The organism is Novacetimonas pomaceti (assembly GCF_003207955.1).
GTDB classification, from domain to species: Bacteria; Pseudomonadota; Alphaproteobacteria; order Acetobacterales; family Acetobacteraceae; genus Novacetimonas; species Novacetimonas pomaceti.
In genome coordinates this window covers 1-2,598 of the sequence record NZ_NOXG01000072.1, presented here as the reverse complement: position 1 = coordinate 2,598, position 2,598 = coordinate 1, and the positions used below count along the sequence as shown (strand labels likewise).

The 2,598-nt window shown below is 63.2% G+C and carries 2 protein-coding genes and 2 pseudogenes; all 4 read right to left on the bottom strand.

The window, feature by feature from the left end; genetic code table 11:
* A pseudogene (locus CFR71_RS15480) lies at positions 1 to 338 on the bottom strand (phosphoadenosine phosphosulfate reductase family protein); the annotation flags it as partial.
* A 327-nt stretch (positions 339 to 665) separates the two neighbouring features.
* The gene (locus CFR71_RS17085) at positions 666 to 914 is read right to left on the bottom strand and encodes a hypothetical protein (protein WP_239020163.1); all 249 of its coding nucleotides are present in this window, start codon (positions 912 to 914) and stop codon (positions 666 to 668) included.
* Positions 907 to 1,245: a hypothetical protein gene (locus tag CFR71_RS15470; RefSeq protein WP_110096307.1), complete on the bottom strand. Its 339-nt coding sequence runs from the start codon at positions 1,243 to 1,245 to the stop codon at positions 907 to 909. Before CFR71_RS15470 ends, CFR71_RS17085 begins: the two co-directional genes overlap by 8 nt.
* Positions 1,246 to 1,428: 183 nt before the next feature.
* Positions 1,429 to 2,598, bottom strand: a pseudogene (locus CFR71_RS15465) (ParB/RepB/Spo0J family partition protein); the annotation flags it as partial.

The window sequence follows — 2,598 nt, the reverse complement described above, 5'->3', positions numbered from 1 at the left end:
ACCGGTGCGGTCGGCGCATTCTCGCGCAGCATTTCCCGCACGATCCCGCCCTGGCGGGCGGAGAAATACAGCCTGACGCCAAGGGCTGCAGCCAGATGCCGCCCGTAATCGGGTACATGCGGCCAGTCAAAAACGTCCCCGTCATCGTCCACACGATGGTGCCACCACTCGATGCGTTGCGGCGCCACGCCCTTTTCAAGCAGGTGCAGCGTACTGGCGAGGGAATCCTTGCCAAAGGAACAGGCGATGATGACGTGATCATAACCCGCCAGGTCAGGTATCTCTCCGGGCTCCGGCACGACAGTTCCCTGGCGGGATAACAGGCCTGCGGTCACCATGGACATTCTCCTTGTCTGAATGTCTTCTGGCGGTCCGAAGGGATATCGCGGGTCAAACGCGGCGCGTGCGCCGGCATCGCAGGCCTGCGGAGCGGGACAAGAGCCACCGTTTGAGGCGCGATGGCCCTTCGGGCATATTTTTCCTGTGTCTTCCTGCTCTTCCTATGCGTCCGCGTTCAGGTATTCGTGCAGATACCGGCGCAGCACCACGCAGGCTGCATGGGTGTCCCGCTCATCGTCATCCGCAAGGACACGATCCATCACTCTGGCGAGAACGGCGGCTGCCTCTCGCCCCGGGCTGAAAACAAGGGAAAACCCAAACTGTCCCTACAGCACGCCGGTCCCGGCATCGTGGACCATGGCCACGATCTCGCCATGGACGACTTCCTCGACCTCAAGGTCCACTTCCTGGCCGTCAGGTAAAATAGTGGTCCGGATCCCGTCAGAGTCCACACTGTCGGGGACGGCATTGAGGACGATCCGCGCAGCCGCCTCGGCGTCCTTCGCCGTGACCATGAAATCGCCAGCATCGGCTTCAAACAAGCGCTCAACCAGCGTGACACGAAAATCAGGCATTGCCGTCCTCCCTTAACAGGACAAATTCGCTCAGTGTCTTGGCTTCCCGCCATGGGCAGTGCCACACCATCACCTCCTTTCCGCAGATTTCGGTGACAGAGCCGCGCTCTCTCAGCCGGGCTAGCTCGGCCGACGTGACTCTGGGAACCGCCGTGAAAGCGGAAAATTCGACCACTGCCGCCTCCACGCTCTCATAGGGTCCCCGCCATCGGCGGGCCGCTGGCGGATAGATTTCAGGCGTCCGGATCAGAACCCCACCATCCGGGTGGAAGCCCAGTTCAACCACATACCTGCCGATCAGACGCTTTTCCGTCATGTATTCATGGGTCATCACGGTTCTCCTTCGCCGACGCAAGTGAACGCGTAACCTGACGTTCCGGATAAGCCCGGTTGGGGCGCATCGCAGAATTTCGCGGTCGACGTCCTGCCAGAGGCCGTTGCCGGCTCACCGCCCGACGTCACCACTGGGGGCGACGGGCCGTGAGCCAGAGCCGTACGGCGGCAACAGCCTCGCTCAGCTGAAGCCTACAAACTCAACATGCGTCCTGAGGAATTCTTCAGGTGTCTGCGATGGCGGAGCCAGACTTTCGGCCCTGCCGTGCGGCACCTCATCCCCCTGATCTGCCGCCAGGTCTGTGGGCGTGTCAGTCACTTCATCGAGCTCAATGCCCGTCGCGGCAGGATCATCGGTTCCCGGGCCACCAGTCCGCGCATCGGCATCCGCGTCGTCTTCCAACTCGGTCTCGTCGTCATGCGCCAGGTCCCCATCATCGTCATCCGCTTCGGATGGCGGGGCGAGCGCTTCCGCGAAGGTGGCGTTCAGCGCTGCGACATCGACCTGGAAACGCGCGGCAGGATGCACCCAGATCCCCTGCCCGACATGGTCCATCAGGGCGCGGCGCATTTCCTTGCCGGTATTGCGCGGCAGGATGCCTTCCGCCTTTATGGCCTTCGTGATGCCGGACTTGCTGAGCGTTTTCAGGAAGTTTTCATCCGCCATGGCAGGCAGATGGTCGTCCGCTTTCACGATATGGCCGACCAGGACACCCCAGTCGCCGCTATTCGTCGCGTTCTTCTCGCAGGACAGCACGGCTTTGAGCACGTCGACAGCAGCGCCACGCAGGACCGCCTCGTCCAGCGTCATCTCGCCATCCTGGAACAGTCCGGCGGCAGCCACGAGCCGGCGTGACGGACGGCGCTGCGGGTAGTGCGCGTTGGAATCCCCGTCCACCCGGACATTCTGCGCGTTGAGGGCCGCGATCATCAGCCCGACCAGGATCCATGGATCGGCAGAGCCCCGCATGCCGTCCAATGCGGCATGCAGCGCCTGGGTGCGGAAACTGCCGATCATGTCAAAACCGCGCCCCGAGATATCGGGCCGTTCCCGTGGCCCTTCGGGCAGGGCTTCAATGACGGCGGACGGCGTCACGCGACCCGCCGCCTCGCTGCCCGGCAGGACGCACCAGCCCTCGCGAACCTTCAGGCGATGATCGAGCCAGAAGAATTTCGTGGCGCCCTCGCGCTGCCAGTAGATCCGGACCATGCCGGGTTCGAAGACCGGCTCGCCGTTCTCGTCGCTCTGCAGGATCAGTGCGTCTTCAGGCGTGTTCTGACCCAGCCACTGGCGCTGCGCCTTCTCATAGGCGAAGCCGTCATCGGTATAACGGCCGTCCTTCCCGGCTTC

Excerpts from the sequence above, each read along its gene's own strand:
- CFR71_RS17085 (WP_239020163.1), bottom strand. The coding sequence starts at position 914 with ATGCCTGATTTTCGTGTCACGCTGGTTGAGCGCTTGTTTGAAGCCGAT.
- CFR71_RS15470 (WP_110096307.1), bottom strand. The coding sequence starts at position 1,245 with ATGACCCATGAATACATGACGGAAAAGCGTCTGATCGGCAGGTATGTG.